The sequence below is a fragment of the Roseiflexus sp. RS-1 genome (assembly GCF_000016665.1).
Taxonomy (GTDB): Bacteria; Chloroflexota; Chloroflexia; order Chloroflexales; family Roseiflexaceae; genus Roseiflexus.
The window spans coordinates 4834040-4857846 of record NC_009523.1 but is presented as its reverse complement, the minus strand read 5'-3'; the positions used below and the strand labels follow the sequence as shown (position 1 = coordinate 4857846).

Annotated in this window: 14 protein-coding genes; 7 read left to right on the top strand and 7 right to left on the bottom strand. The window is 60.7% G+C overall.

The window, feature by feature from the left end; genetic code table 11:
- Nucleotides 1–153: 153 nt before the first annotated feature.
- The 3 genes from ROSERS_RS19975 to ROSERS_RS19965 all read right to left on the bottom strand — a co-directional run bounded on the left by ROSERS_RS19975 (nt 154) and on the right by ROSERS_RS19965 (nt 6361).
- A complete protein-coding gene (locus ROSERS_RS19975) occupies nt 154–2832 on the bottom strand; it encodes a two-component system response regulator (protein WP_011958571.1) in 2679 nt (892 codons plus the stop codon).
- 63 nt (nt 2833–2895) lie between these two features.
- A complete protein-coding gene (locus tag ROSERS_RS19970) occupies nt 2896–3288 on the bottom strand; it encodes a response regulator (protein ID WP_011958570.1) in 393 nt (130 codons plus the stop codon).
- A 4-nt stretch (nt 3289–3292) separates the two neighbouring features.
- Nucleotides 3293–6361, bottom strand: a complete 3069-nt coding sequence (locus ROSERS_RS19965) for a response regulator (protein ID WP_011958569.1) — start codon at nt 6359–6361, stop codon at nt 3293–3295.
- Between the two features lie 191 nt (nt 6362–6552).
- Between ROSERS_RS19965 and hemW the strand changes: the two genes are divergently transcribed.
- A complete protein-coding gene (gene hemW / locus ROSERS_RS19960) occupies nt 6553–7773 on the top strand; it encodes a radical SAM family heme chaperone HemW (protein ID WP_011958568.1) in 1221 nt (406 codons plus the stop codon).
- A 439-nt stretch (nt 7774–8212) separates the two neighbouring features.
- On the opposite strand, the gene ROSERS_RS19955 is transcribed toward hemW, so the two are convergent.
- Complete coding sequence (locus ROSERS_RS19955) at nt 8213–9175, bottom strand: IS110-like element ISRfsp2 family transposase (RefSeq protein WP_011958567.1); 963 nt, start codon at nt 9173–9175, stop codon at nt 8213–8215.
- 476 nt (nt 9176–9651) lie between these two features.
- Between ROSERS_RS19955 and ROSERS_RS19950 the strand changes: the two genes are divergently transcribed.
- Nucleotides 9652–10644, top strand: coding sequence for a DUF368 domain-containing protein (locus ROSERS_RS19950; RefSeq protein WP_011958566.1), 993 nt, complete (start codon nt 9652–9654; stop codon nt 10642–10644).
- Nucleotides 10645–11165: 521 nt separating this feature from the next.
- Here ROSERS_RS19950 and hisC read toward each other — a convergent pair.
- Together hisC and ROSERS_RS24410 are read right to left on the bottom strand one after the other, a co-directional pair.
- Entirely contained in the window at nt 11166–12278 is a 1113-nt protein-coding gene (gene hisC, locus ROSERS_RS19945) for a histidinol-phosphate transaminase (RefSeq protein WP_011958565.1), read from the bottom strand.
- A 90-nt stretch (nt 12279–12368) separates the two neighbouring features.
- Nucleotides 12369–15848, bottom strand: coding sequence for a LamG-like jellyroll fold domain-containing protein (locus tag ROSERS_RS24410; protein WP_011958564.1), 3480 nt, complete (start codon nt 15846–15848; stop codon nt 12369–12371).
- A gap of 316 nt (nt 15849–16164) precedes the next feature.
- On the opposite strand from ROSERS_RS24410, the gene ROSERS_RS19935 reads away from it, so the two are divergent.
- From ROSERS_RS19935 to ROSERS_RS19915, 5 genes are all read left to right on the top strand, one after another.
- Nucleotides 16165–16938 (top strand): glycosyltransferase family 2 protein, encoded by a 774-nt coding sequence (locus ROSERS_RS19935; protein ID WP_011958563.1) that lies wholly within the window; start codon nt 16165–16167, stop codon nt 16936–16938.
- A gap of 45 nt (nt 16939–16983) precedes the next feature.
- Nucleotides 16984–17991 (top strand): NAD-dependent epimerase/dehydratase family protein, encoded by a 1008-nt coding sequence (locus tag ROSERS_RS19930; protein ID WP_011958562.1) that lies wholly within the window; start codon nt 16984–16986, stop codon nt 17989–17991.
- 31 nt (nt 17992–18022) lie between these two features.
- Nucleotides 18023–19141 carry a DegT/DnrJ/EryC1/StrS family aminotransferase gene (locus ROSERS_RS19925; protein WP_011958561.1) on the top strand — a complete coding sequence of 373 codons (1119 nt, stop codon included), beginning with the start codon at nt 18023–18025 and terminating at the stop codon, nt 19139–19141.
- A 16-nt stretch (nt 19142–19157) separates the two neighbouring features.
- A complete protein-coding gene (locus ROSERS_RS19920) occupies nt 19158–21353 on the top strand; it encodes a glycosyltransferase family 87 protein (protein ID WP_157041166.1) in 2196 nt (731 codons plus the stop codon).
- Between the two features lie 622 nt (nt 21354–21975).
- The gene (locus ROSERS_RS19915; protein ID WP_011958558.1) at nt 21976–22503 is read left to right on the top strand and encodes an OsmC family protein; all 528 of its coding nucleotides are present in this window, start codon (nt 21976–21978) and stop codon (nt 22501–22503) included.
- A 179-nt stretch (nt 22504–22682) separates the two neighbouring features.
- Here the strand turns inward: ROSERS_RS19915 and ROSERS_RS19910 are convergent, their stop codons facing one another.
- Entirely contained in the window at nt 22683–23732 is a 1050-nt protein-coding gene (locus tag ROSERS_RS19910) for a D-TA family PLP-dependent enzyme (RefSeq protein ID WP_011958557.1), read from the bottom strand.
- Between the last annotated feature and the right edge of the window lie 75 nt (nt 23733–23807).

Here is a 23807-nt window from a genome sequence, read left to right as displayed (position 1 = left end):
CCGCTGCCTGCGGGCGGGACGCCCGCGCCCCCAGGGTCGCACCGTCTACGTCACGCGGGCGGGACGCCCGCGCATCCAGGGTCGCACCGTCTACGTCACGCGGGCGGGACGCCCGCGCACCCAGGAAGGCATCGTGTCAGTCGGAATTTGGTATTACTCTGTCTCGCGATCGAGCATTGCGGTCGCTTCCGCCGGTTCGAGCGCGTGTGCGAACAGCCATCCCTGCCCATACGCACACGACATCGAGCGGAGGCGGAGCAACTGCTCCTCGGTTTCGGTTCCCTCGGCGATGACCGCCATTCCCAGCGAGCGCGCCAGCGAGATGATGGAGCGGACAATTTCGGTGTTCTCGTGGCTGCGATGAATCTGACTGACGAAGGAACGATCTATTTTGATTGTTGCAATCGGGAAGCGGTGAAGATAACTGAGCGACGAATAGCCGGTGCCAAAGTCATCGATGCAGATCTGCACCCCCAGCGCACGCAGCTGCTGCAACACCCGACCGGCGGCATCCCCATGTTCGATGATCGCCGTCTCGGTAATTTCGAGGCGCAGCGCATCCGCATCGAGGCGATACTCATCGATCAGCGCTGCGGTACGATGAACCAGATCAGGATCGGCAATCTGACGGGGCGACAGGTTGATGTTCATCGCCAGTGTTCGTTCAGGATGCCGCTGCTTCCACGCACTCAGTTGACGACATGCTTCACGCAGCACCATCTGACCGATGGGCACGATCAGTCCCGTCTCCTCGGCGATGGCGATGAACTCCGCAGGGGTCACAATGCCGCGTTGTGGATGCCGCCATCGCAGGAGCGCCTCAAAGCCAACCGTTCGCTGGGTGCTGAGTTCGACGATCGGCTGGTAGACGACGAAGAACTCGTTGCGTTCGATGCCGCGACGCAGATCGATCTCGATTTGCAGGCGGGGGCGCGCGCGGTCATGCATGGTCGGATGGAAAACGGCATAGCGTGCCCGCCCTTCCATTTTCGCATGGTGCATTGCCGTATCGGCGTCGCGTAGCATATCGGATGGTGAGTGGTAGCGCAGATTGTCGCTGAGCGCAATCCCGATGCTGGCGCTGCTGAACACCTCGTGCTCGTTCAAATGAAACGGTTCTTCGAACAGATGCAGGATGCGTTCTGCAACATTCACAGCGGCATGCGGCTCGCTCAGATCTTCGAGCAGCACGGCGAACTCATCGCCACCGAGGTGCGCCAGGGTATCGCCCGGTCGCAGGCTTTGCTCAAGACGACGGGCGATGGCGATCAGCAGTTGATCGCCGACGAGATGCCCCAGGCTGTCATTGATCAGTTTGAACCGGTCGAGATCGAGGATCAGAACGGCATAGGGGGGGGACGCGCTGCGTCGCGCGCGCGCAATCACATGCCCCAGACGATCCATGAAGCGCGCACGGTTGGCAAGACCGGTCAGGCTATCGTGGAAGGCGTTGTACCACAGACGTTGTTCCGCCAGTTTGCGATCGGTTATATCGGTTTGCGAGCCGACAATATGCGCCGCATTTCCGTCAGCATCCCAGATCGCAATGCCCCGACAGCGCATCCAGCGGTAGGCGCCGTCACGGTGCAATATGCGATATTCATGCTCGAAACTGGTGATCAGCCGTCGGAGATAGGCGGTCAGGCGCACATCCAGCCCATCGCGATCATCGGGATGCACCCGGTTGAACCATTCTGAAGGAAGGTTTCCGATTTCTTGATCCTGAAAGCCCAGCATTTCCTTCCAACGCCGGGAGAATGTCATTATTCCGGTGCGCAGTTCCCATTCCCATACGCCGTCGCCGGTTGCCTGCACGGTCAGCGTGTACCGTTCTTCGCTGGCGCGTAATGCCTGCGCCATCTGAAACGATACGGTGATGTCGCGGAAGATGGCAACTGATCCAATTATGTCGCCATTGCTGTCGCGCAGCGGACGGGCAGTTGCCCTGATGCGACGCACAGCATCAGGATCGACCGAAGCCAGCAGAAACTCGCTGCTATCGACCTCCACGCCACGCAGCGCAATGGCAAGCGGCAGTTGATCGGTCGCACACGGAACGCCATCCGTGTCGAGCAGCGCTGGTGCGGTTGCCTGGGGCGTTACATCGAGAAGACGGTCGCCAAAGAGAGTATGCGCTACCGGGTTGGCGTGCACCAGATTTCCTTCACGATCGATCACGACGACAGCATCGCTGAGGCTCTCCAGGATCGCGTGGAGCGTGATCGTCTGTTGCCGGAGCGCGAGCGCAGTGTCCTCAACAGTCGCACTATATTCCGCGATCCGTGTTTCGAGCGCCTGGAGTTCGGTGGTGATGCGGCGTTGATCGCGCCAGGCGCGCCCCAGAGCATCGAGCAGCGCGAACCATAGACCGCCAGCAGACGGTGCAACCTCTGCCGCTGCGTCAGCGGGCGCACGCGGCGATTCCTCCGGCAACGCGCGCTGGCGGTCGCGCCACGCCTTTCGTTCGAGCAGAGCATGGACACGCGCACGCAGCAACGTCTCGTTGAACGGTTTGAGCAGATAATCATCTGCGCCAAGTTCAATGCATCGCGTAATCAGATCGAGATTGCCAGCGTCGGCGATGACTGCCACCGGTATGCTGTGAACCGTCGCGTACTGGCAGAGTTGTCGCAGCGTCTCGACCTCGCGCATATCTGGATCGGCGGCGTCAAGGTCGAGCAGGATCAGATCGAACACCTGACGGGAAAGGAGTTCCAGTGCTTCTTGCCCGTCGACGGCAACCGCCACCTGTTGCCCCTGGCTCTGCAAGAGGCGAATGAGCAGCGCCCGATTGTCATCATCGTCGGTAATAACCAGAATGTGTGGTGGCATGAATGTCCGGGTTGTCTGTGCATCGCAATCATTGTGTCGCTGGGGTCAGCACGAAAGACGTTTTCAGGAAGCGGCTTCGCGCTGTTCATACGTCCCTGTCAGGAGTCGCGCAATCTTTTGGAGCAACCGGTCAAAATCGATCGGCTTGGCTTCGAAGTCGTCGCAACCGATGTTCATCGCCCGATACCGATCTTCGTTCAGTGCATATGCGGTAAGGGCAATGATCGGAATATGGCGCGTTTCAGGACGCTTTTTGATCCGTTCGGTCGCCTGCCATCCATTCAGGATCGGCAATCCCATATCCATGAGGATCAGATCGGGTGCAGCCTGAACCGATGCCAGCAGTGCGCGGACGCCATCTTCAGCGAACACGGTTTCGTATCCAGCCATGCTTAACCGGCGCGCCAGCATGTCACGAATGGCGGTATCATCTTCAACAATCAGAATACGTGGCATGTGCTCAAACCTCCAGGGGGTATAACTGTGCATACGTGGCAATGGCTGCGCGCACCTCGCGCGCGAATTCGTGGCAGTGAAAGGAACCCTTGTAGAGAATGCGGGTGACTGAGTGACAGAGACGCTCGCGTTCATCAGCGGTCAGATCCTGGGCAGTGACAACGATAATTGGCGTCGAACATCCATTGGGAAGCGCGCGCAATGCTTCGATGAACTGTAAGCCATCGATACCGGGGATCATAAGGTCGAGCACAATAACGTCCGGCATGGCGGTTGTGCAACGTTCAAGCGCCGTCTGACCGTCGGCGACTTCCATGATAATCCAGTCTTCACATTCGCGCTCCAGAGTGCGGCGGAGATACTGGCGCACTGTCTCATCATCCTCAACGATCAAAATCTGCTGGTTACCGGCTTCCACCTGTGCCGATCGCCCCCGGGTTAATGCACGAATGCGCTGATCAAGCCGATCAAGGTCTGCCGGTTTATGGATCATTTCGGCAGCTCCCAGAAGCATCCCGTGTTCTCTGTCGTCTGCTATCGTAAGTAGTATAACAGGGATGGCAGCGGTTTCGTTCGACGCCTTCAACTCACGGAGCACGGTCCACCCGTCCATCTCCGGCATCAGGATGTCCAGAATAATCAGGTCGGGCATGAGCAGGCGCGCCAGTTCCAGCCCGCTCGTTCCGTCCGCAGCAGTCTCGATATGGAGATCGGGGCGTTCCAGCATGCGCGGCAGCAGATCGCGCACAGCAGGATCATCGTCGATCAACAGCACCAGACGCCTGGTGTCCTCACTGTATTCAGGAGCAGGCGGCGTGTCTGATGCAGGCGCTGCATCGACCGGCGCTGGCTCGGATGCAGTTGCAGACGCCAGATGTTCGGGAAGTGTGACCACAAATGTCGTTCCAACGCCCGGCTGACTGGTGACCGTGATCTTACCGCCAAGCAGATGAGTCAGGCGCCGACACAGCGCAAGCCCCAGTCCAGTTCCGCCGTATTTGCGCGTTGTTGATGAGTCTGCCTGGGTAAACTCACGGAACAGACCGGCGATCTGATCGGCGGTCATCCCGATGCCGGTATCGCTGATAGTAAACACGAGGAGTGCGGCGTGATCATGGTCACTCACCGTGCGGGCGATATCGAGAGTCACGGCGCCATCTTCAGTAAATTTACACGCATTGTGCACCAGGTTGTACAGGATCTGCCGCACGCGCACGTCATCGGAGTGCATCATCTCGACGGTCGGGTCGATATTCAAGGTGAGATCATTGTTCCGTTTCTGCGCAAATACGCGCATGCTGGCAATCACTTCTTCTGCAAGCGCACGCACCGAAAATCGCTCGCTGTGGATTTCCATCCGTCCGGCTTCGATTTTCGACAGATCGAGCAGATCGTTGATAATCGCCAGCAGGTGTTTTCCTGCATCTCGTACCCGCGCAATATCGCTGGCAACCTGATCGAATTCCCCGCTGTGCACAGAGATCGTAATCAGGTCGGCATACCCGATAATCGTCGTCAGTGGTGTGCGGAGTTCGTGGCTCATATTCGCCAGGAAGCGACTTTTTGTGCGGTTTGCCTCTTCCGCCCATTCTTTTGCCTGTCGCAGCGCCTCCTCAGTTTGCTTCCGCACCGTGATGTTGTGCGCAACGATCTGCCACGCGGGTTTACCTTCAGCCAGGAACGGGGCTGCGACAAGTTCAAGGGATATGCCTGTTCCGTCAGCGATGGTAAGATCGCGCTCATACCGCATGACTCCCTCTGCTGTTTCCAGGTGCAGTGCGGGTGGCAAAAAGGGTGTGGCGTCAGCGCCGATCAACTGCGATGGGTCGGTGTGACCAACCAGGCGCGCACCTGCCTGGTTGGTGTAGATGATCCGTTTGCCGTCGTGGACGATGATCGCTTCAGGGGATATTTCGACCAGTTGCCGGTAGCGCGCTTCACTTTCCGCCAGGCGTCGGGCAGCCTGTGCAATGTCGTCGAGCATGGCGTTGATCGCTCTGCCGAGCTGCGCCACCTCATCGTTACCGATCACCGCCAGGCGCGCCTGCACGTCGCCAGTGCGCCCGATCCGCCCTGCCTGGAGACTGAGGGCGATGATGCGCGACAGGACGTTGCGTTCCAGGAGCAGGATCATGACGGCGGCGAATGCGCCAATGACCAGCAGCATGATCAGCATGTACAGGCGTGATGAAGACTGCCCATACTGAACAATATCGCGCGGGGCGTTGATGCGGAGGATGATACCCTCGCCGCCGCGCAGATCGTTGATCTGTGCGTATGCGTACACCCGGTCGTCGGAGAATGACATCGGGCGCACAATGATCGGCGTGTCAGGAGTCATCAACCGGTATGCCAGATCGAAATCTGGCGCAACTGCGGCGTTCGCGGTCAGCGTGAACGAGACCGGGAAACCGGTGAGATCGCTGAGATGATCCAGTTCATCGTCGTTGAAGTCGCGTCCCAGGATCAGCACGCCGCGCGGTTCGCTCGCACCCGTGCTGCGCAGGATTGGATGGGCTGCAATGAGCATTGGTTGCCCATCCGCCACGACCACGCCGCTGATGCCTTCGGTCTGCGCTGCGGTGCGCAAAAACACCGCATTGTCGCCGTCAAACGAAGCAAATTCCGCTGGCGTCGGCAGATCACGACCGTCGCGCAGATCGAAGCGACGGGTATAGATGATCTCGCCGGCAGGAGTGGCGAACGCAACATACGATACGCGAATGGCGAGCAACGCTTCCGTCGTCATGTGAACATCAACATACCCGGCAACATCACGTTGTTCGATGAACTCGTAGGTGGGATCCCAGACAGCATAGTCTTTCGCATTGCCGTACAGCACATTGATCTCGTTCTGGAGCGTTTTGAGCGTTTGCTGCATGGCGCTGCGGGTGCTGCGTTCTTCGAGTTCGTAGAAACTGCGCCCGATGATGAACTCGGAAACGGTGATCTGCAACGCCAGCAGGATGACCAGCGCGATAGCAATAATCTTGAGCGTTGTAACGCGCAAGGATTCGGAGTGGGCGGAGAACAAGACAGAGATCGCTTTCCAGATACTATGCTGATCAATCACTCGCTCCAGTCTACCTGAAGATCGTTACCAGAGCGAGTCGGTTCGAGCGAGTGATGTGCCCGGTGCGATACTGGATCGTACCCCTGACCAATGAATCTGTGTCGTACACGCGCGCCCCGTCTCCGTGCCAGATCATAGGGTGATGCTACAATGAGAATATAACGTGACGATGATCGAGTGATACTATCGTGATGAGCAATAATCAACCCGGCGCAGACGTGCGCCACCTGTACATCCATATTCCGTTCTGTCATCGCCGCTGTGCGTACTGTGATTTTAACACGTATGCGAATATGGAAGACCGCATGGAGGCGTATGTGACAGCGCTCTGCGCCGAACTGCGCTCACACGCGCCGCTGAGCCGCGCCGTCGCTCCGCCGCTTCCGATGACTGCCGATCTGACCCGCGCGATGCTGCGTCCGACGATCTTCCTCGGCGGCGGCACACCCAGTATGCTGCCGGACGCATTGATGGCGCGCATACTGTCCGCTGCCGACGCGATTGTGCCGCTGGACAGCGCCGAGGTGACGGTCGAATGCAATCCGGGAACGGTGCTGGCGCGCGATTATCTGCGCGCCCTGCGGGATCTGGGGGTGAACCGGATCAGCCTGGGGGTTCAAAGTCTCCACGATCCGACGTTGCGTGTGCTGGGACGCATCCATACTGCGGCTGAGGCGTATGCCTCGTTCAACGATGCGCGCGCTGCCGGGTTCGAGAGTATTAATCTGGATTTCATCTTCGGATTGCCGGGGCAGACGGTGGAGCAGTGGGAGGAGACGCTGCGCGAGATCGTGACCTGGGGAGCCGATCATTTCGCTCTCTATGCGCTGATTCTGGAGGAGCGCACGCCACTCTACGCGCAGGTGATCAGTGGGCGGGTCACGGTTCCTGACGATGATGTCACGGCGGTGATGTACGAATGCGCGCTTGAGCATTTTGCCGCTGCCGGATATGTGCAGTACGAGATCAGCAACTGGGCGCGCACCGATGATCCGTCGTCGCCTGTGCCGACGCACGCCTGTCACCATAATCTGGCATACTGGCTCAACGCCGATTATCTGGCAGCTGGCGCTGGCGCTCACGGGCATCGCTACCCGCAGCGGTATGTCAACGTGATGGGGATCGACGACTATATTGCGCGCGTGTCCGCCGGTGAGTCGCCGGTGGCGGAGATCACGGCGTTGACACCGCGCGATCTGGCGGCAGAGACGATGTTCATGGGGTTGCGGTTGAATGTTGGGGTGAGCGCGACCCATTTTCGTGATCGCTGCGGGGTGGAGATGGATGCCGTGTTTGGGGCGGAACTGGCGGAACTGGCGGAACTGGGGTTGATCGAGCGCGACGAACGCGGCGTGCGCCTGACCAGCCGCGGACGGATGATCGGCAATCGGGTATTTGAGCGGTTTGTGTAATGGCATGGCTGAGAAGATGTCAGGCGTTGTCGCATAAGCTCCGTGCGCTTTTGCTCCTCATCCCCCCAATCTCCTTCCTTTGCCCCTCATCCCCCTGCCCCCTTCTCCCACACGGGGAGAAGGGGGAGTTTGGGCGTCCTGATGCCTGAAACGGGAGATGGAGCGCACTGCTTCCTTCAGGCGGTGCGGTCGTGATCGTTCCGTAACAGAACTGGCATGAAACTGTCAATGTTCTGACACATTTGCGAGCGTGGTTTGAAGTATGCTGGCGGTAGCGAAAACGCACCGCTGAGACGCTGAGGACGCAGTCGGCGGTGAACAAAGAAACGCACCGCAGAGACGCCGGGGGCACGGAGTAAAAATCCTTTCTGCGCACTCTGCGCCCCGACGGTGAGAAAAATAAACGTACCGCAGAGCCGCCGAGTAACTGTGTTGCTTGTCAAGGGGCGCTCGTATGCACAGCCGGATCCCAGGGCTTTTGCTGACGCAATATTGCGCCGAGAATAGTCAGCAGCTTGCGCATCGCAGCGACGATGGCGACCTTGCGCGGCTTGCCAGCTTGACACAGGCGCTGATCGAAGGCGCGCCTGACCAGACGGCGCCGCGTGGCCGCCAGGGTCGCCATGTACAACACGCTGCGCACATCCCTCCTGCCGCCGGAGCTATGCCGGGGTTTGTGCTGTGCGCCGCTCTGATTGGCATACGGCGCAACGCCCACAACGGCCGCCGCTTCCTTGCGATTGATGGTCCCCAGTTCGGGCAGGCGGAGCAGCAGGTTCAGTGCGGTGATCGCGCCGATGCCGGGCACGCTTTCGCGCAGCTCCCGTTTCCGGCGCACCTCGTCGGTGCGCTCCGCCTCGTTGTCGCGTTCCTGCTCAAGCGCACGGATCTCCTGATCCAGCCAATCAATATGCTGCTGGATGCCCGGGCGGAGGTTCGGCGCGGCAGCCGTCAACCGATTGATCTCAGCCGTCCGCATCTGAATCACCTGCTCCCGCCGGACCAGCAGGTCGCGCAAGGATGCGCGCTGCTCGTCCGTCGCTTGGTGGTGCGGCGGGCGCACCCGTTCGGCAAAGCGGGCGAGCAACCGGGCATCCAGGCGGTCGGTCTTCGCCTGGCGTCCTTCCGCGTGCGCCAGGGCGCGCACGCGGCGTGGCTGCACCCGCGCCGTCGGCAAGCCAGCCTGGAGCAGTTGGGCGAACACCATGCGCTCCAGCCCGCCGGTCGCCTCCAGCACAATCAGGGTCGGCTGCAGGCGCTGGAGTCGCGTGACCAGGAGCTGGACACCTTCGTCGGTAGACGGTATCGTCTCGCGTGGCGCGTGCGGGTCGGCGCCAAACGCCACATCCAGCGTCTGTTTGGAGACATCAATGCCGATAAAGAGCGACTCACGGGAAGCCATACACAGAACCTCCTGAGGAAAACGGCGCCAGCCTTGCTAGCATATGCGGGTTTGAGGGCCCAGATAACTGTTCGGCTTGGTCGCGTTGAAGGACACGGCTACCCAACACTCCGCGGCGATCTCGTGAACCTGGCGCAGAACGGTATACCGTGTCCCGTTAGATTATACTAGGGCGCAGAGAGAAGGAGCACAGCGCTCACAAGACCAGTTGGACGGGGCTGCACCTGTCGCCGCAAGCGGGCGCCTCGCGCAATGCGGCAGACCGACAGGGGTTCAACATATCTGAGAACTGCTATCATCTTCAATCTTCATCAACCCCACGGCTCGACGGTGCACACCTGTACCCCAACCTGACGATGATGTTATGTTATGACCCGTGCTCTTTCATTGACGCCGTGATATGCGTGGGGTATACTCGCCGCAGTGTCTCTTCCTGGGGATACGCATCGTCATTGCCTGTATACGGAGCCTGGATCATGCACATACCAGACACCGCAACCCGTTCGTTTTCGGCGATACGCCTCTTTCTTACCGGAATAGCAATGGGGATCGCCGATCTGATTCCCGGTGTGTCGGGCGGAACAATGGCTTTCATTCTGGGCATCTATGAGCATCTCCTGTCGGCAATCAAGTCGTTCAATGTGCAGGTGCTCCGTCTGCTCGGTCAGGGGCGCTGGCGTGCAGCGTTGACCAGCATCCCCTGGGGATTTCTCATCCCGCTGGGATTTGGAATCGGTGCGGCGGTGATTTCGATGGCGCGGGTGATGCGCTACCTGCTCGAAAACCACCCGGTGTACCTCTTCGCTTTCTTTTTCGGTCTCATCGTCGCGTCCATCATCGCCGTCGGCGTTGCGGTTCGCTGGACTCCCGGCGCCGTGGTTGCCCTGGCAGGCGGTACTGTGGCTGCCTACGTGATTGTGGGGCTGGTTCCCCTGACCATGCCCCATGATCCGGTCACACTCTTCTTCAGCGGCGCCGTGGCGATTATGGCGATGATCCTGCCCGGCATTTCAGGGTCGTTCATTTTGCTCATCCTGGGGCAGTATGCCTACGTGCTCGACGCTGTGGCCGACCTGAACCTGCTGGCGATTATTCCGGTCGCTCTGGGGGCGGTGGTGGGTCTGGTCGGCTTTGTGCGCCTGTTGAGCTGGCTGCTGCGGCATTACCATAATGTGATGGTGGCGGTGCTGATGGGTTTTATGGTCGGCTCATTGCGCAAAATCTGGCCCTGGAAAGAAGTCGTCGAGACGATGCTTGATCGTCACGGGGAGCCGATGCCGATCCGTGAGCGCAACATTCTGCCTGATTTCGCGGCAACAGAATTCTGGGCAGCCCTGGCGATCGCGGTGGCGGGATTTATCCTGTTGAGCGTCATTGACCATCTGCAGACCGGCGCAAATCCGTTGGTGCGCCTCTTCGTGCGGGTGCGACAGAGGCGCCAGGAGCAGGATTGGCCCGTGACAGGGTAGGTTTGCCCGGAAGAAACGATCCGCCGGGCGACGCGATGGGGTCGGTCCGAGACCCCATCTCTCTGGTTTCGCCTTTCGACCAGCAATGTCCCTGGCGCATCGGACCCGCCTGGGTGCGCGGGCGTCCCCGCCCGCCTGGGTGCGCGGGCGCCTGGGTGCGCGGGCGTCCCCGCCCGCCTGGGTGCGCGGGCGCCTGGGTGCGCGGGCGTCCCCGCCCGCCTGGGTGCGCGGGCGTCCCCGCCCGCACGCAGCGCCGCGCCCCATCACCGGAGCGCAAGCGCGACGCCCTCTCGTCGTTCTATAGCGATTCTCACGGATGACCGAAATAATGGAGATTGAGAATTTATTCCGCTATACCGCGCTAGCCGTGGGGCTGAAGCCCTCGGCTAGCCAAGGCGAAGCCCGCCTGCGCGGGCTGTAGCGGATTATTTCTTCAAAGACCATAATTTCGGTCTACCCTCCGCTGAACGCGCGCGTCGCGCCCGCACGCAGCGCTGCGCCCCAGGAGCGCGGGCGCAACGCTACACCAGTTCCCTCAGAGCGTGCAACAGCGCATCGTTCTGCTCAGGACGCCCGACGCTGATACGAATACAATCATCGAGACCAGGGCGATTGAAGTAGCGAATGAGAATACCGCGCTGCGCCAGACCGTCGCAAATGGTGCGCGCACGCGCAGCGCCGCCCGTTATCCGGCAGAGCAGAAAATTCGCGGCGCTGGGATAGACGCGAAAGCCAGGCAGCGCCGCAAGCGCCGCCGCCAGACGCTCGCGTTCGGCGACAATGCGCGCAACGGTCGCCATGCGCTCCTCCAGGTCGTCGAGCGAGGCGATCGCAGCAACTTCGGCAGCGACATTCACATTGTACGGTTGTTTGATCTTCCATACATATGCAGCCACATCCTCATGCATCGCCGCGTAGCCGATGCGCAGCCCCGCAAGCCCGGCCCATTTGCTGAAGGTGCGCAGAACGACCAGGTTCGGGCAGGCGCCAACCATATCGACAACGCTCGTTCCGGCAAACTCGGCATACGCTTCATCAATCGCCAGGATGATCGGCAGGTCGAGCAGGCGCTCGACATCACTTCGCGCAAGCGGCGTACCGGTCGGATTGTTCGGCGCCGCCAGGAAGAGCAGTTTCGCACCCTCGCGCTCGACCGCCTCCGCTACCCCTTCGATATCGACATCGAACTGGTCGGTGCGCGGAACCGGAACCACCCGCGCGCCGTACAACGCAGCGTCGAAACTGTACATCGCAAAGGTTGGCGGGCAATCGATCATCGTGTCTCCAGGGCGAAGCGTCGCACGCATGAGCAGGTCGATCAACTCATCGGATCCTGCGCCGCAGATGATCCGCTCTGGCGGTTGACCGATGTACCGGCTGAGCGCCGCCCGCAGACGGACGTGATCCGGGTCGGGGTAGATGGCGTAGCGATGCGGCGCGTCACGCTCGACGGCGGCAAGCGCCGCGAGCGCGTGCGGAGATGGACCATACGGATTCTCGTTAGCATCGAGTTTGATGATGCGTTCGACCGGCAACCCCAGGCGTTCGGCGAGGGTCTCAAGCGGCACAATTGGCGTGTACGGCTCGAGCGCGGCAATGTCGGGGCGCAGTAACCCGGTGATCGATGCTGGCATGTCTCTCTTCCCAATCGTCCTGAACGTGGATTGTCTTGCCTGCTATCGTACCACACTTCGCCTGCGCTCTGCGGCAAACATATGCTGCTTTTATCTGCCCGGCGCACTCGATACAACGCGCTGCGGATCGGCGCTGTCCACGCCAGCGCTTCGTCCAAGCGTCAGATGATACCCGTTCCCCGACGCATCATACGCCGTCTGCCCGCTCCCTTCATCGAAGAGGTAGAGCGCGATAGTATTGGCATCCGCTGGCAGCGGCATCGATGGTGGTGTGAAGCTGCCCGTGTACCGCACGATCCGCGAGATGCGGACGTCGTCGATCTGACCGGCAAAGAAGCCGTAGCTAGTCAATCCGCCCAGGCGCAGGACCGGCATGTGACTCACTGCGCCAACCGTCCCTGATGTTCCCGCAACGCCGTTGACAAACACGCGCGCATTGCCGTTTTCATACGTTGCTGCAATGTGGTACCACTGATTGGCTTGCAACACGACACTATCATTGCGAACAAACGACCAGGCGCCTGCGTTGTTTGCAACCCACAGTGTTGCACGACCATCGTTGAGTTCCAGTGACCAGCCGCGTGACCCATCACCGGTGACGATCACAATCGAGTTCTGATTGCCGCTCGAAGGACGCACCCAGGCTTCGACCGTAAATCCGCCGCTCATCGAAAATGCCGTGTTGCCCGCTTCGTCATCGACGCCGTCAAACGCCAGTGCACCGTTGGCGCTGGCAGTGGGCGACGGTGTGGAGGTTGCAGTCGGTGATGCCGGGGTCTGTGTCGCCGTTGGCGGCACGGGAGTGTTCGTCGCCGTTGGCGGAACGGACGTGCTCGTTGGCGTTGCAGTTGGCGACACAGGACCGAAGGCAAAATCGTCAGCGTACACCGTTGCATTCAGGCTGGACACATTCATTTCGACCCGCGCCTGCACGGCGCCAGCTGGCGCAGTATAGACGCCGCGTGCCATCTCCCATCCACTGATGCTGCCAGTGAAACTGCGCGCTGTATCGGTGCGAATGATCGTACTGTCGGACCGCAGCCAGCGCACACGCACATTGAACGTGAACGTGTCACTGGTGGGGGGAATGGTGACGTAACCGACAAGGACGTAGTTCGTCCCCGCAGTTACGCCCGCAACGGTCTGCGAAATAGTATAGTTTGCGTTATCAGTCGCGTAGTGCCGCATGGCATAACTGCCGCTACGCACCACTGCTGCGCTTCTGGTCACGCGCGTATTCGACGTCCAGTTATCGGGGCGTGTATCGCCGTTGGCGTCGAGTTCGAATCCGCCGTTCCGCAACAGATTTTCTGCCGGACCTTCGCCTGTGGGTGTTAGCGTGGGCGTCGGCGGCACAGGCGTGTTGGTCGCCGTCGGCAGTGGCGTACTGGTCGCCGTCGGCAGCACGGGCGTATTGGTCGCCGTCGGCGGCACAGGCGTGTTGGTCGCCGTCGGCGGCACGGGCGTATTGGTCGCCGTCGGCAGCGACGTATTGGTCGCCGTCGGCGGCACAGGCGTGTTGGTCGCCGTCGGCGGCACGGGCGTATTGGTCGCCGTCGGCAGTGGCGTATTGGTCGCCGTCGGCGGCGGCGCAATCGGTGCGGTTGACGCCACCCACGTCGGATCGGCGCTGTCAGCATTCACCGTTGTGCCGAGGGTCAGGTGATACCCGTTCCCCGAAGCATCTGCTGTGGTTTGCCCGCTCCCTTCATCAAGCCGGTAAAGCGCGCGCGTGTTCGCATCCGCCGGATGTGCTGTTGAAGGCGGTGTAAACGTGCTGGTGTAGCGCACGACATTCGAGATGCGCACGTCATCGATGTCGCCGTTGAAGAAGCCGTACCCTGCCAGCCCACCGATACGCAGGAACGGTCCCTGCGTGATCGCGCCGATGGTCACCGCCGACCCGGATGAACCATTAACGAACACCCGCGCGGTTGCGCCGTCGTAGGTCACGGCGATGTGGTACCAGGTATTGGCGAGCAGCGCCGTCGGGTGTTGCGCCGCGCGCCAGCCGGCGGTCGAAGCGACCCACCAGGTGGCGCGACCGCCGTTCAGTTCCAGCGCCCAACCAGAATCGTCGTCGCCATGGGCGATGATGACGCTATCCTGCCCGCCGGTCGCCGGACGCACCCAGAGTTCGATGGTCTGCACGCCGCCCAGTCCGGCGAGCAGTCCGCCGCGCACCTCATCATTCGCCCCGTCGAAGCGCAGCGCATTGTTTGACGGCAGCAGCGGCGTGTTCGTCGCCGTCGGCAGCGGCGTATTGGTCGCCGTCGGCGGCACAGGCGTATTCGTCGCCGTCGGCGGCACGGGCGTGTTCGTCGCCGTCGGCAGCGGCGTATTGGTCGCCGTCGGCGGCACGGGCGTGTTCGTCGCCGTTGGCAGCGGTGTATGCGTTGCCGTGGGAGGAACCGGCGTGGCAGTGGGCGTATTCGTCACTGTTGGCGGCACGGGCGTATTTGTCGCCGTCGGCGGCACAGGCGTATCGGTCGCCGTCGGCGGCACGGGCGTGTTCGTCGCCGTTGGCGGCACGGGCGTGTTCGTCGCCATCGGCGGCACAGGCGTATTCGTCGCCATCGGCGGCACAGGCGTATTCGTCGCCGTCGGCGGCACGGGCGTGTTCGTCGCCGTCGGCACGGGCGTATCGGTCGCCGTCGGTGCGGGCGTGCTGGTTGGTGGATTTCCTGTCCAGGGTGGCGTTTCTGCAGACCATGCAGGACCGCCTGACAGTGGATCAACAAAGAGAGTTCCGTTGGCAGGTCCATCAACCGCGCCGGATGTATCATTGACAATCAATCCGGCGCCTTCATCGAAATGGTAGAGTGCAGCCGTCAACGCATCGGGTGTAAACGGTTGCGTTGGACGGGCAAATGATACAGTATATCGCAGCGTATTTGAAATGCGCACCTCGTCGATCCAGCCATTGAATGATGGATAGGCGACGCGGTCGTAGTCATGTTTTTCGGCGCCGATGACCAGGTACGGCTCATTGGGCCATTGCGCGGCGCGTCCATCCCGGTAACTGATATTGCCAACCGGACCGGGCGCCTGTCCATCAAGTACTCCATCCACAAAAATGCTCAACTGTCCATCGCTGGAGCGCCGTGTTACGGCAATATGATGCCATTGCCCATCGGCGACATTCGTCGCACCACAGATTGTCCGGCTCGCAGTCGATGTCGCAACGCCGAACGCGATGCGCCCGCCATAGAGTGAAATGCCATAGTCTCCGTAATCGCCTGTGCCGAAGATATCACGGTCGAACATGATGTTGCCGTTGATCCACGTGTCCTGTCCGGCAACGCAGGGACCGCTGGCATTGGCGCCCGGCAGCGCTCGCATCCAGAACTCGACTGTAAAATCAGTCGCACCAACATCGACAGAACGATGCGGGGCGTCCAGCGGAATCTTGACACGATCCACATCGCGAGCGCCGGTTCCGTAGAAACGCAGCGAGTATCCCTGCTGCGCCGCAACGTTGCCCGGCAGCAGCAACGTCACACCTATGAGGGATGCAATGGCGACGACCAGCACGATGACTGAGGCAACTGGCAACCTTACGAAGCGCATAGGTTCGTTCTCCAGAACGCTCCGACGGATAACGAAGACGGGCGAAAACGCTCTCGATACTTATCACGACACTCCTGGCAGAACGCGCGACGTTGCCGCATCACTCGAGGTACGCACTACGCTGAGTATAGGCGAAGGAACGATCCGACTCCAATTACGATCTTTTCACACGTGTGCACATTGATGCTATCGGTTATCGTAGTGTGACCCGAACGCGACGCACCGATCGCAGCGAAGGCGCCATCGGCGCCTGAGAATCGATATGCTATAATTTCCCGGCTTTCACTCGCGCGCACGGAATACGACAAGGAAAGCAATGAGACAGGAGCAGCGACGACCTAGCATCTCGGCATTCTTTCCGGCGTACAACGACGGCGGCACCATCGGAAGTCTGGTTGTCACCACAATTCGCACGCTCGAAGAACTGACCGACGATTATGAAGTGATTGTGGTGGAAAACGGCAGCACCGATTACACTGTCGAGGTGCTGGAAGAGTTGGCGCGGCGGTTTGATCGCTTTCGCTACTATTCCTACCGTGAGCCGCTTGGCTACGGCGGGGCGCTGCGCGCCGGATTCGCCGCCTGCACCAAAGACCTGATCTTCTACACCGACGGCGATGCGCAGTATGATCCGCGCGAACTCAAACTGTTGCTCCCTGCGATGGAAGATCATGTCGATATTGTCAACGGCTGGAAAATCGACCGGAGTGATCCGCTGCACCGCAAGATCATCGGGCGGATCTACCATCACACGGTTAAGTTTCTCTTCGGCTTCAAACTGCGTGATGTCGATTGTGATTTTCGCCTGATCCGGCGGCATGTGTTCGATACGATCGACCTGGAATCCGACAGCGGCACCATTTGCCTGGAACTGGTGAAGAAATTACAGGACGCTGGCTACCGCTTCGCCGAAGTGCCGGTTCATCACTACCATCGCACCTATGGGAAGAGCCAGTTCTTCAATTTTCCCCGCCTCTGGCGCACCGGTATTCAACTGCTCGGTCTCTGGTGGAAACTGGTGGTCAGACGCGACCATATGCGGCGGATCAAGATACGGCGCAAGCAGCAGGAACTGCCGGTCGAACACTGAACGGCGGGATGTGATGCGGACATGCAGGCAAGGAGGGCATTGCGCATGCCGGGCATACAGGAGTACGCTGGCGCATATCGCGGATCACGGGTGCTGATCACCGGTGGCATGGGATTCATCGGCTCGAACCTGGCGCATCGCCTGGTTGAACTCGACGCTCAGGTGACGCTCGTCGATTCGCTGATCCCAATCTATGGCGGCAACCAGCGCAACATTGCCGGCATCGAGCATCGTGTGCGCGTCAATATCGCCGATGTGCGCGACGAATATTCGATGAACTATCTGGTGCAGGGGCAGGATTATCTCTTCAACCTCGCCGGTCAGACCTCGCACCTCGACTCGATGACCGATCCCTACACCGATCTGGAGATCAACTGCCGGGCGCAACTGTCGATCCTGGAAGCCTGCCGCAAGCATAATCCCAACCTGAAACTGGTGTACGCCTCAACGCGCCAGATCTACGGCAAACCGGATTATCTGCCGGTCGATGAGCGCCACCTGCTCCATCCGGTTGATGTCAATGGCGTCAACAAGATGGCGGGTGAGTGGTACCACATTCTCTACAACAATGTCTACGGCATTCGCGCCTGCGCGCTGCGCCTGACCAACACCTACGGTCCGCGTATGCGCGTGAAGGATGCCCGTCAAACCTTCCTCGGCATCTGGATCAAACGCCTGATTGACGAGGAACCTATCCAGGTCTTCGGCGACGGTTCGCAGATCCGTGATTTCAACTATGTAGACGATGTGGTTGAGGCGTTGCTGCTGGCAGGCGCTTCGTCGGCGGCAGACGGCGGCATCTTCAACCTGGGCAGCGATGAGACGATCAATCTGCGTGATCTGGCAGCATTACTGATTGACATCAACGGCGGCGGCAGTTTTGAGATCGTGCCGTTCCCGCCGGATCGGAAAGCGATTGATATTGGCGATTACTACGCTGACTATCGTCTGATCCAGGGGCGGCTGGGATGGCGACCGAAAGTGCCATTGCGCGAGGGATTGCGCCGCACGCTTGAGTTCTACCGGCGCGAGCGCGAATACTACTGGTCATGAGTGTGTCCGATCACGAGAAATGAGGTGAACGATGCACCTGCACGTTCCATTTGGCGACCTGAAACGTCAGCATGACACTATCCGCGCCGAACTCGATGCGGCAGTCACCCGCGTGATCGACAGTGGTTGGTATATCCTGGGACCAGAAGTGTGCGCTTTCGAGGAGGCGTTTGCTGCATTCTGCGCTGCGCGCTACTGCATCGGCGTCGCCAACGGCACCGAGGCGCTGCAACTGGCGCTTACTGCGCTTGGCGTCGGTCCTGGCGACGAGGTGATCACCGTTGCGAATGCCAGCGTGTATCAGGCAATCACGATTATGGCGGTCGGGGCGCGTCCCGTTTTTGTGGACGTAGACGAGCGCAGCCATACGATGGATCCGGCGGCGCTTGCGGCGGCGATCACACCGCGTACCAGGGCAATTATGCCAGTGCATCTCTACGGTCGTATGGCGGATATGGACGCGATTATGGCGGTTGCCGACCGCTACGGCATTCCGGTCATCGAAGACTGCGCTCAGGCGCATGGGGCGACCTGGCGTGGAAAGCCTGCCGGTAGCATCGGCGCACTGGGGTGCTTCAGTTTCTACCCCACCAAGAACCTCGGTGCTCTTGGCGATGGCGGCGCGATCACCACAAACGACGAGACGCTGGCGGAGAAGGTTCGGCGGTTGCGGCAGTATGGCTGGGAACGCAAATACTATACCCGCGACGCAGGGGGACTCAACTCGCGCCTCGATGAACTTCAGGCGGCGATCCTGACAGTCAAACTGCGGCATCTGCCCGCCTGGAATGCCCGCCGCCGCACGATTGCCGGGATGTACAACGACCTCCTGGCGGACACCGGACTTATGCTGCCCGAAGCGCCGCCGGAAGGTGATCACGTGTTTCACCTGTATGTCATTCGCACTGCAGAGCGTGATGCGGTTCAGACGCACTTGCGCGAACAGGGCATCGGAACCGATATTCACTATCCGCTGCCAACCCACCGGCAACCGGTCTATGCCCCATTTGCGCCACCCGGCGGTCTCCCCACAACCGAACGCCTGGCGCAGGAAATCCTCTCGCTGCCGATGTTCCCTGAGTTGACCGATGATGAGGTGCGCGCGGTTGCAACGGCGGTGAGACGCGCGACGCGAGGGAGGGAAGGTTGAAGGTTGAATGCTTCAGATGAATCATAATCGTCTCTATCGCGATGTCGCACACGCTCTGGTTGCAGCGCTCTGCGCCCTTCTGACGATAAGTATCGCCAACGCGTCCGTCTGGCCCCTGGTTATCGATATCGGCGGGCGTGATGCACGCTTTGCGCATGGCTTCCATGACCCGGAAACCGACGTCGATGCAGCAATACGCTTTCGCTGGAGCGATGGCGACTCGACGGTTGCTCTGCCACGACCACCGGCGCTGACGCCTTCGTCACTGATCCTTCGACTGCCAAATGGTCGTCCAACCGATGCTCCGCTTCCTCACGTAACATTGACAACCGATGGGCGTGAACTGGTCTCCTTCACTCCTCCTGATTATCGTCCCCGCATCTACCGTCTGATCCTTCCACCCGATGAACACCTCGACTGGGCGCTACGGATCGGGATGATCAGTGACGCGATCAGCACGCCGACCGATACACGTGCATTGGGGATCGTCGTCGATACCGTCATACTGGCGCCGTTGCGAACACCTGTGATCCTGCCTTCCCTGTGGGTTGCGCTCTGTGCATTATTCATCGGCGGGCTGGGATATACACAGCCGCGTGTTCTTGGTCTGGCATGGCGTAGCGCCCTGGCTGTCAGTCTGGGGCTTTCAGCGCTGATTGCGCTTATCATAGTCCTTCGCCCTCTTGAAACACTCCCCTTCCTGCAGCGTTTCGCATTTATACTGGCTGCCGGATGCACCGGCGGATTGCTGCTCCACCTGTTTATTCCGCTCACCAACGAGCGTGACCAGAGCGCCCCGCGCCTCTCTGGCGCCCATATCCCGACTCTCCTGGCGACCGCGTGGTGGATGCTGCCGCTGGCGCAGGGTTTGATCAGCAATGATGGCGCACCGCTTATCTTTCCGCCACGACCGGTGATATGGATCGGGGCTGGAACAATCGTAATGCTGCTGATCGTCCACCTCGTTATGCACCAACGCCCACGGGACCACGTATATGCCGCTGTTCTTATCGTTCTCTCGCTCGGCGCCTTTGCACATCTCATGTACAGTATTTCGTTCGCCTACACCCGCCAGGCGCCCGACTTCTGGATCCTGTTCCGCGGTGCGCGTGAGTGGACCCGCGGTGGCTCGATGTACGACATCGAAGCGGTGCTGACCAACCACTTTGGTCATGTCTTCAAGGTGCCGCCCTTCTACGGTATGCTGTTCGTTCCTTTTGTGACGATGGACGGGTTGACGGTGCTCCTGGGGCACCGGATCATGAATACGCTCCTGATCGTTGCCACTGCGCTGATCTGGCTGCGGATGTGGCGTATACCCTTCGTATCGCTGAGCGCCGCCGGTCTGCTGATCGTGTTCAATTTTCGTCCGCTGGCGGATACGCTGGCGTATGGGCAGATCGATCTGGTGTTGCTGTTCCTGCTCACGCTGGCGTTGTGGGCATTGCGCAGCGGGCGCGATACCGCCGCTGGCGCGCTGGTGGCGCTGGGAACACTGTTCAAGATTTATCCGATCCTGCTGCTGGCGTTCTTTGTGGTGAAGGGACACTGGCGCGCGCTCATTGGCTTTGTCGTGGGGATGGCAGTGTGCAACAGCATTGCTGTCGCCGTCATTGGCTGGGATGAACATCTGACCTACCTGACCCGGGTGCTGCCGAACATCGGCGGTACGACTTCGTGGGTCGAAAACCAGACCATTTCCGGGTTTCTTGCGCGCCTGACCGACTCACCGCGTAGCGCAACCATTTATCAGAATGAAATGGTGCGGTTGCTGGGAACATTCCTCTCTGCTGTTGTATCGCTCGCGGTCTGTATGCTGGCGCTGCGTCCGACATCGCGCGACAGCACCGGATATGCGCTCCAGTACAGTATGTTCCTGCTCCTCATGGTGCTGGCATCACCGGCTGCCTGGATGCACTATGAGACACTCCTGGTTGTGCCATTCGGCGCGCTGGTTCTCCATCTGCACGAACGCAGCGTGTCACTACCGTATGCCACGCTGCTGGCGCTCAGTTTTGCGCTCATCGCCTATGGCAACCAGTGGAGTTTTTACGATGGCACGATCCACGGCATTCTGACGATTGCGGGCGTATCGTACAAGTTCTACGGCATGCTGCTGCTCGGCGGCGTGCTGGCATTTGAAGCGCTGCGCGAGCCTGCGCCAGCTCTCCTGCCGCACCTGGCGCGGTTGATCGCCCGATCCGGGCAGTAATGCAATGAGGCGAGAGGGGTGAGGCGAGAGGGGAGGGGCGCGAGGGGTTGAAGGTTGGAAGGTTGAACATTGAACGTCGCCTGTAGAAACGTTGCATTGCACCGTCTTGAATGGTTGCCCGTACAGGTGTCAGGTGCGAGGGGAGAGGGGCGAGGCGAGCGGCGACGGAGGGGCGCAGCGGCGCTGCGCCTGTACCGGGGCAGGGTCTATGGCGGGGGCGCGCGGCGCGCGGCGCGAGGGGTTGAAGGTTGGGAGGTTGAACGTTGAACGTCGCCCGTAGCAACGTTGCATCGCACCGTCTCGAATGGTTGCCCGTACAGGTGTCAGGTGCGAGGGGAGAGGGGCGAGGCGAGCGGCGACGGAGGGGCGCAGCGGCGCTGCGCCTGTACCAGGGCAGGGTCTATGGCGGGGGCGCGCGGCGCGCGGCGCGAGGGGTTGAAGGTTGGGAGGTTGAACGTTGAACGTCGCCCGTAGAAACGTTGCATCGCACCGTCTCGAATGGTTGCCCGTACAGATGTCAGGTGCGAGGGGAGAGGGGCGCGGCGAGCGGCGACGTAGGCGCAGCGTTGCGGCGCCCGGACCGGCTGACAAGAACCGGTATCCTGGATCAAACGGAGGATCTATGACAACCCTTCCCGAGTATTTGAACTTCAAGGCGCAACGGATGGCCGCGCTGCGCGAGAAGCTGGCAGCGCCCGATGCTGCACCCGCACCGCTGCGCGCAGTGGCGCGCGTCGCTGGCGGTTCAGGGGTACGCCCGGTGAGTATCCGCGAGTTTACCATCGTCACCGACTCGGCGCCGGCGCTGGCAGGGTACAATCTGGGACCAACCGCACCGGAACTGTTGCTCGCATCACTGGCGAGTTGCCTGGCGCATACGTATCTGATCGTCGCTGCCAATCGCGGAGCGCAGTTTGAAACGCTCGAAGTCGAAGTCACCGCGCAGATCGACTTCCGAGGCGTTCTGGAAGTCACCCCCGACGCACCGATTGCCCCATCCGGTCTGGCGTATGTCGCCCGGGTGTCGGGAGATGTGTCCGACGACGCCTTGCACCAGATCCGGGCGGAAGTGGAGCGCCTCTGCCCTGTGTTCCGCGCACTGGTCGAGCCTGTGCCGGTCAGCGGGTGCGTGGAACGAACTGCGTCATGAGGAGATAGCTGGCAAAGAGCGGGCGCTGCATTATTCGAAAGACGATGCTTCCTCGCTTTTGCGTGCAGGACGGGCGTAGCGCGCATTGAGCGGCGCTTCGACTCGGATCATCGGCGTCCTACAGCGCTTCGAGCCGCGCACCATTGTGAGCGTGCCACGCAGCGACCTGCATCCCCGTCCTACCGCACCATTCCCCGCGCTGCGACGCGCCAGATGACTTCGACCTCGCCGCGTCGGACACCAACCATCTCATCGAACAGATTACTCACCACGCAACAGTGATTCGGGATCACGCTCACCCGCTCGCCCACCGCCGGGCGTTGCGCGCACCGGCTGAAATCGACGACGCCGTGTTCTTCCGAGAGACTGACAATGCGCGCGTCCGGGTACTCCAGGATCAAACCGTACCCCTCCAGCCCCAGCAGATCGGAGGAAAATGTTTTACTCCCGCCGTCGATAACCCCGCGATCCGGCGTCGGGCGACTGACGACGGTGGTGATGATGGTCAATGCGCACTCCTCCAATTGCATCGCGCCCGCGCGCAGGGTATATCGGTCGCCATAGATGTACATACCGGCGCGGTATTCGGTGATCTGCGGGTGCTCGTGGGCGCGCCACATCCCCGCAGTTCCGCCGCCGCTGACCCGTTCGACGGCGATCCCCCGATCACGCAGGAGACGCACGGCTTCGTGCATAAACGGACCGATCTCCGGGCTTGAGGGGTAGGTCATCAAGCCGCCAAACCGCAGACCCGGCGTCCGTGTGATGAGCAGCGCCAGTTCAACAGCCTCGGCGGGAGTCTGCACTCCGCAACGCCCCATGCCGGTATCACATTCAACCAGCACCGTCAGTTCAAGACCGGTTCCAGCCATGGCGTTCCCCAACCCGGTAATGACAGCAACCGAGTCGGCTGCAACGCTCAACCGCACCCGACGGGCAAGGGCGGTCAGGCGCTCCAGTTTGGCGGCGCCGATGATGTTGTACGGGATGAAGATGTCGTCGATACCGGCATCCGCCATCACTTCCGCCTCGCCGAGTTTCTGGCACGTGATGCCAACTGCGCCGGCAGCCATCTGCATCCGGGCGATCTGCGGGATTTTATGGGTTTTGATGTGCGGGCGATTGGCGATGCCGTGCTGGCTGAGGTATGTCTGAAACCGTGCAATGTTCCTCTCCAGGCGATCAAGATCAATGATGGCTACAGGAGTGTCAAGATCGTCAATGCGCATCGTCGGTGCCTTTCTTGCGGGAAGGTGAGCGACACTATTGTATCAGACCGCTGCGCCGGGGATGCAGGGCGTTGC